The organism is Mycolicibacter senuensis (assembly GCF_003284925.1).
In the GTDB taxonomy this organism is placed as follows: domain Bacteria; phylum Actinomycetota; class Actinomycetes; order Mycobacteriales; family Mycobacteriaceae; genus Mycobacterium; species Mycobacterium algericum_A.
Genome location: NZ_QMEX01000179.1, coordinates 1 through 6,497 on the forward strand (window position 1 = coordinate 1; position 6,497 = coordinate 6,497).

Sequence of the window (6,497 nt, forward strand, 5' to 3'; positions counted from 1 at the left end):
CGGCGGCGGCCGCCACCCCGGCGCCCGCGCCGAAACCGGACAGGATCCAGGAACCCAGGTTCATCGGTGAGGTGAGTTTGATGGTGCGCAGCATGTTTAGGAAGCGCTCCGGTCGACCGAGGTCGCTGATGAGCGCCGCCGCGCTCAACACGATCGCCACCAGGGCTGCCAGCCGCGAATTGCGCCGCAACAGCTTCCGGCCGGTGAGCTGGGCGCCGGCGGCCAGGATGCCGGACCCGCCCGCCAGCCCGCCGAGGAACAGGTACGCGGCGATCTCGTGGGTCCACGGCGCCGGCTTGACCACCGGGCGCCCGTAGTAGGAGGTGAACTGCACGTCGGGCACCATCGGCATCTCGCGGCCACCGTCGCCGCCACGGCGCCGACGCCTGCCGCGGCGCGGACCGTCCCAGACTGTGCTCATGACCGTCCCCCCAGGAATGCGACGGCGGCGGCGGCCAGCATCCCGGCCGCGGCCAGCGCCGACCGCTTGAACATCGCCGGCAGATCCGCGGTGCCGACCCGCGGGTCCGGTGGCAGGCCGTAGACCTCCGGCTCGTCGAGCAACAGGAAGACCGACCCGGTGCCGCCGACGCCGTCGTGCTCGTTGGCGCCGTAGAGCCGGGCCTCGGTGCGGCCCTGAGCGTGCAGTCGGGCCACCCGCTCGCGGGCATCGGCCACCAGATCGTCATGGTCACCGAACTTGATCGATTCGGTGGGACAGGTCTTGGCGCAGGCCGGGGTTCCGCCGTCGACCAGCCGGTCGTAGCACATGGTGCACTTCTGGGCAATCCCGACTTCGCCGGGAGCGGCGCCGCGGGCGGACTTCGGCGCCGCGGTGCCATCGGTGCGACGCTCGATCACCCCGAACGGGCAGGCCGGCACGCAGTTTCCGCAGCCGTTGCAGACGTCGTCCTGCACCACGACCGTGCCGAACTCGGTGCGGAACAGTGAGCCCGTCGGGCAGACGTCCAGGCATCCGGCGTGCGTGCAGTGCTTGCAGACGTCCGAGGACATCAGCCACCGGAACTGGTCGGTATCCGGCGGCGCGATTTCCGCTGCTGCGCCAGGCATTTTCGGCATGCCCAAATCGATCAGCCGTCGCCCCGACTCGCGAGCGTTCGCGATGGCGTCGGCGCCCTGTTCGATGAACGCGACGTGCCGCCAGGTGTTGGCGCCCAGTGAGCCGGTGTTGTCATAGGAGGATCCGAGCAGTTCCAGGTCGCCGTCGGCCGGGTTGTGGTTCCACTCCTTGCAAGCCACCTCACAAGCCTTGCAGCCGATGCAGATCGAGGTGTCGGTAAGGAAGCCTTTACGCCGGTGTCGCGCTGTCCAGCCGGCGTCGGCGGCGGGGTCGGTCGGTCCGGTCAGTTGGCCCATCAGTCCCGCCTTTCCGGGTCGACAGCGGTGTTGCCGGTCTGTGGTGTTGCGCCGGAACGGCTTTGGTATTCGGCGATCAGCCGCAGCAGGGCCTCGCCGTGCGGTCGCCGGCCGGGCCGGATGTCGCAGGAACCGGCCTTGGACTCCTGGATCTGCACGTTCGGATCCAGGGTCACCCCGAGCAGGTCGTTGGCGGCGTCCCCGCTGACCACCGCGTCGCCACCGACACCCCAGTGATACGGCAGCCCGATCTGGTGCACGGTGTGTCCCCCGACGACCAGCGGTGTCATCCGGTCGGTCACCAGGACGCGCGCCTCGATCGCCGCCCGCGGTGAGATGATGGTCGCCCAGCCGTAGTTCTCCAGGCCCCGCTCGGCGGCCAGCGCGGGGGAGACCTCGCAGAACATCTCCGGCTGCAGTTCGGCCAGATAGGGCAGCCATCGGCTCATGCCGCCGGCGGTGTGGTGCTCGGTGAGCCGGTAGGTGGTGAACACGTACGGGTAGACCTCGGCACCGCGCTCACCGGCGCTGGGAGCCGACAGATTGTCTTTGCGCGGGAAGGTGATTCGGGCCGGATTGCGCTGCTGGCGATACACCGCGTTGGCGACCGGTGACTCCTGCGGTTCGTAGTGGGTCGGCAGCGGGCCGTCCACCACGCCTTTGGGCGCGAACAACCAACCTTTGCCATCGGACTGCATCACGAACGGGTCGTCACCGGCCAACGCGTCCGGACCGCCCGACGCCGGATCCGGCCGGGCGCCCGGGGCACGGTCGACCACGAAGTCGGGCACGTCATCGCCGGTCCAGCGGCCGGCTTGCGCGTCCCACCAGACGTAGCGTTTCCGTTCACTCCACGGCACCCCGGCCGGGTCCGCCGACGCCCGGTTGTACAGGATCCGCCGGTCGGCCGGCCAGGCCCAGCCCCACTGCGACTGGCTGCGGCTCGGCCCGCCGTCGGGCACCCGCCGGGCGGCCTGGTTGACGCCGTCCGCGTAAACCCCGGTGTAGATCCAGCAGCCGCCGGCCGTGGTCCCGTCGGCGCGCAACTCGGTATAGGACGACAGCGGCCGGCCGGCGTCGTCGCCGGTGAGCTGATGGCCGTTGATCTCGGCCAGCACGAACTCGGGATCCGGGTCGCCGTGCTCGTCGACGGGGTAGTCCCAGACCAGATCCAGCAGCGGCCGGTCCCGCGGATCGGTCGACCCGGCCAGCTTGGCGCGGATGCGGTTGCCCAGCTCGACGAAGAACTGCAACTCGCTGATGCAGTCTCCCGGCGGGGCCACGGCCTGATGGCGCCATTGCAGCAGCCGTTGGGTCTGGGTGAACGTCCCGGCCTTCTCGACGTGACCGGCAGCCGGTAGGAAGAACACCTCGGTCTCGATGTCCTCGGCGCGCAGCTCGCCGGAGGCGATCTCGGGACCGTCCTTCCACCAGGTGGCCGACTCGATCAGGTTCAGATCCCGTACCACCAGCCACTTCAGGTGCGCCATGCCCAGCCGCTGTTGGCGCCCGTTGGCCGAACCGACCGCCGGGTTCTGACCGAGCAGGAAGTAGCCCTCGACTTCGTCGGCCAGCATCCCGGTCACGGTCTGATAGGTGCCATGTGCTCCGGTCAGCCGGGGCAGGTAGTGATAAGCCCAGTCGTTGTCGGCGGTCGCGGCGTCGCCCCACCAGGCCTTGAGCAGGCTGACCAGGTAAGCGTCGGCGTCGGCCCAGAAACCCTTCTGGCTCTTCGACCCGACGCGGTCCAGGTAGGCGGCGAGAGTGTCGTCGCGCCCGGCCTTGGGCATCGGCAGATAGCCGGGCAGCAGGTCGTAGAGGGTCGGGATGTCGGTGGAACCCTGAATGCTGGCGTGCCCGCGCAGCGCCATGATGCCGCCGCCCGGCCGGCCCACATTGCCCAGCAGCAGCTGCAGGATCGCGGCGGTGCGGATGTACTGGGCGCCGAGGGTGTGTTGCGTCCAGCCCACCGCGTAGGCGAAACACGTGGTGCGTTCCCGCCCCGAGTTGGACGTGACGGCGCGCGCCAGGTAGTCGAACGCCTCGGTGTCAATGCCGCAGACGTCGCGGACCATCTCCGGGGTGTAGCGCGCGTAGTGCCGCTTGAGGATCTGGAAGACCGTGCGCGGGTGCTGCAGCGTCTCATCGCGCCGCACCCGGGGGTGTTCGAGTGCCGCGCCGCCGCTGCCGAGCGTCTCGCCGACCGAGCGCGCCGACGCGCTGGCGCCGTGCTCATGACCGCCGCCGGGCGAGCCGATGTCTTCCCCGCCGGCGTTGCGGCTTTGATACGCCCACGTCGACGGGTCGTACTGCCCGGTCTCGGGGTCGAACCCGGAGAACAGCCCGCCCAGGTCCTCGGTGTCGCGGAAGTCCTCGCTGACCAGCGTCGCGGCGTTGGTGTAGGCGAGCACGTAATCACGAAACCACAAGTCGTGGGTGAGCACGTGGTTGATCAGCGCACCCAGCAGCACCACGTCGGAGCCGGCCCGGATCGGAATGTGCTTGTCGCACACCGCCGAGGTACGGGTGAACCGCGGGTCGACATGGATCACCACCGCACCGCGGGCCCGGGCTTCTTCAACCCACTGGAAACCCACCGGATGGCACTCGGCCATGTTGGAGCCCTGGATGACGATGCAGTCGGCATTCGCCATGTCTTGCAGGGACTGTGTCGCGCCACCGCGACCGAAGGAGGCTCCCAGACCGGGAACCGTGGCGGAGTGTCAAATACGAGCTTGGTTGTCGATCTGCACTCCGCCGGCGGCGGTGAAAAGCTTCTTGATGATGTAGTTCTCTTCGTTGTCCAGTGTCGCGCCGCCCAGTGAGGCGATGCCCATGGTGCGCCGCAACGGCCGCCCGTCGGCGTCATGGTCCTGCCACTTGCTGCGCCGGGAAGCGATGAACCGGTCTGCCACCATGTCGATCGCGGTGTCCAGTTCCAGCGGCTGCCATTCCGTGGCGCGTGGCGCCCGATACAGCACCTTGATCTGCCGGCCGGGGGAGTTGACCAACTGTTCGCTCGCCGCGCCCTTGGGACACAGCCGGCCCCGGGAGATCGGGGAGTCCGGATCGCCCTCGATCTGCACCACTTTCTCGTCCTTGACGTAGACGCGCTGCCCGCAGCCGACCGCGCAGTAGGGGCAGATGCTCTGCACCACCCGGTCGGCGGTGGCGGTTCGCGGCACGGTGGCGCGGGTGCGTTCGGAGGTGACGGCCGGCCCACGGCCGAACACGTCACCGGTGCGCAGTTGCCGGATCACCGGCCACTCCAGGAATTTTCGCTGAACCATCTTCCGAGCCTAAGGGAACCGACCGCACTCCCGCAGCCGAGCAAGCATGATGGAGCAATGAGTCGGATAACGCAGCGGCGCCGGGTGAGCCATGTCGCGGCCGGTGCCGCGACGCAGCGCCCCGAGACGCTGGCGGTGGAGGAGCCGCTGGAAATCCGCCTCAACGGCACGCCGCTGAGCGTCACCATGCGTACGCCGGGATCCGATGTTGAACTGGCGCAGGGCTTCTTGCTCACCGAGGGCATCATCTCCGGTCGCGCCGACGTGCTGAGCGCGCGCTACTGCGGTACGCCGGCCGGGCCCAACACCTACAACGTGCTCGATGTGACGCCGGCGCCCGGCGTGCCGCCGCCCACGATCGATGTCACCCGCAACTTCTATATGACCTCATCGTGTGGGATCTGCGGCAAGGCTTCGCTGGACGCGGTACAACTGGCCAGCCGGTACTGCCCGGGCGATGACCCGGTCAGCGTCACCGCGGCGGCGATCACCGCGATGCCGGACCAGCTGCGTTCAGCGCAGGACGTCTTCGACCGCACCGGTGGCCTGCACGCCGCGGCGCTGTTCAGCTCCGATGGGTCGGTTCTGGTGGTACGTGAGGACATCGGCCGGCACAACGCCGTCGACAAGGTGATCGGCTGGGCGCTGGAACGTAACCGGATACCGCTGTCGGGCACGGTCCTGCTGGTCAGTGGTCGGGCGTCGTTCGAACTGACCCAGAAGGCGGTGATGGCCGGGATCCCGGTGCTGGCCGCCCTGTCCGCGCCCTCCTCGTTGGCCGTGGACCTGGCCAGCCAATCCGGCCTCACCCTGGTGGCATTCCTGCGCGGTGACTCGATGAACATCTACAGCCGGGCCGACCGCATCGTCGGCTGAACGTAGTCGCAGGCGCGTGATATCACCGCGCGAATCATCCGCAGGAGCGGCAATAAAGCGGCATTACAGCTTGCAATCCCGGTTATAAGTATTAATGTGATCGGACTGAGCAGATCCTGATCGAAGAGGGGTGCAGGATGACCAGTCGTAGCCGCCGGGGCAAACGCCTGCTCGGGACCACAGCCGGCGCGTTCCTGGTCGCCGGGATGGTGCCGATCGCCGCCGCGCCCACCGCGCACGCCGACGAGCTCTGGGAGCTGATCGTCGACCCGTTCGCCAACGTCTTCGACGGTGGTACGGGCGACGGCGCCGACCCGTTCGCCGGGTTCGGCGATACCGATCTCATCTTCGGTCTGGGCAGCGCGGAGTCCGGCCCACTGGACTTCGCGCAGTCGATCAACGATGCGCTTCAAGCCTGGCTCGCCAGCGACTCCGGCATACAGCTGGCCGAGATGATCAACGCGCCGTTCGTCTACCTGTTCGGGCGCGACCTGATCGGCAACGGCCTGGACGACTTCACCGGGGAGAACACCTCGCTGCTGGGTAGCACCGGCATGTTCGGTGATCTCGGCGACGGCGGGTTCCTGTTCGGCAACGGCGGCGCCGGAGCCGACGGCGTGGCCGGCGTGAACGGCGGCGCCGGTTGGGACGGCGGTTCGGCCGGCATGTTCGGCAACGGCGGTGACGGCGGCGCCGGTGCGGCCGGTGCGGCCGGCGGGGCCGGTGGTGATGGCGGCAGCTGGTTCGGCAACGGCGGCAATGGCGGTGATGGCGGGGCCGGCGACACCGCGGGAATGGCCGGCGGCAACGGCGGTGCGGGCGGCAATGCCGGAGCCTGGCTCGGCGACGGCGGTAATGGCGGTGATGGCGGCGCCGGCGTCAAGGGCGTCCAGGCACTGAACAGCGGCGCCGGCAGCGCCGGCGGCAACGGCGGAGCCGGTGGCAACGGAGCCT

Annotated in this window: 4 protein-coding genes and 1 pseudogene; 2 read left to right on the forward strand and 3 right to left on the reverse strand. The window is 69.2% G+C overall.

What is annotated here, in order from left to right; all coding sequences use genetic code 11:
* The 3 genes from nrfD to fdh all read right to left on the reverse strand — a co-directional run.
* Positions 1-421, reverse strand: a 421-nt coding sequence (nrfD, locus tag DQP56_RS21825) for an NrfD/PsrC family molybdoenzyme membrane anchor subunit (RefSeq protein ID WP_234825781.1), incomplete at its 3' end; no start/stop codon positions are given.
* The gene (locus DQP56_RS21830; RefSeq protein WP_112688998.1) at positions 418-1,377 is read right to left on the reverse strand and encodes a 4Fe-4S dicluster domain-containing protein; all 960 of its coding nucleotides are present in this window, start codon (positions 1,375-1,377) and stop codon (positions 418-420) included. The genes DQP56_RS21830 and nrfD, both read right to left, overlap by 4 nt.
* Entirely contained in the window at positions 1,377-4,667 is a 3,291-nt protein-coding gene (fdh, locus tag DQP56_RS21835) for a formate dehydrogenase (RefSeq protein WP_112689000.1), read from the reverse strand. The genes DQP56_RS21830 and fdh overlap by 1 nt, the downstream gene beginning before the upstream one ends.
* A gap of 57 nt (positions 4,668-4,724) precedes the next feature.
* On the opposite strand from fdh, the gene fdhD reads away from it, so the two are divergent.
* Together fdhD and DQP56_RS21845 are read left to right on the forward strand one after the other, a co-directional pair.
* The gene (fdhD, locus tag DQP56_RS21840; protein WP_112689002.1) at positions 4,725-5,543 is read left to right on the forward strand and encodes a formate dehydrogenase accessory sulfurtransferase FdhD; all 819 of its coding nucleotides are present in this window, start codon (positions 4,725-4,727) and stop codon (positions 5,541-5,543) included.
* Between the two features lie 137 nt (positions 5,544-5,680).
* A pseudogene (locus DQP56_RS21845) lies at positions 5,681-6,497 on the forward strand (PGRS repeat-containing protein); the annotation flags it as partial.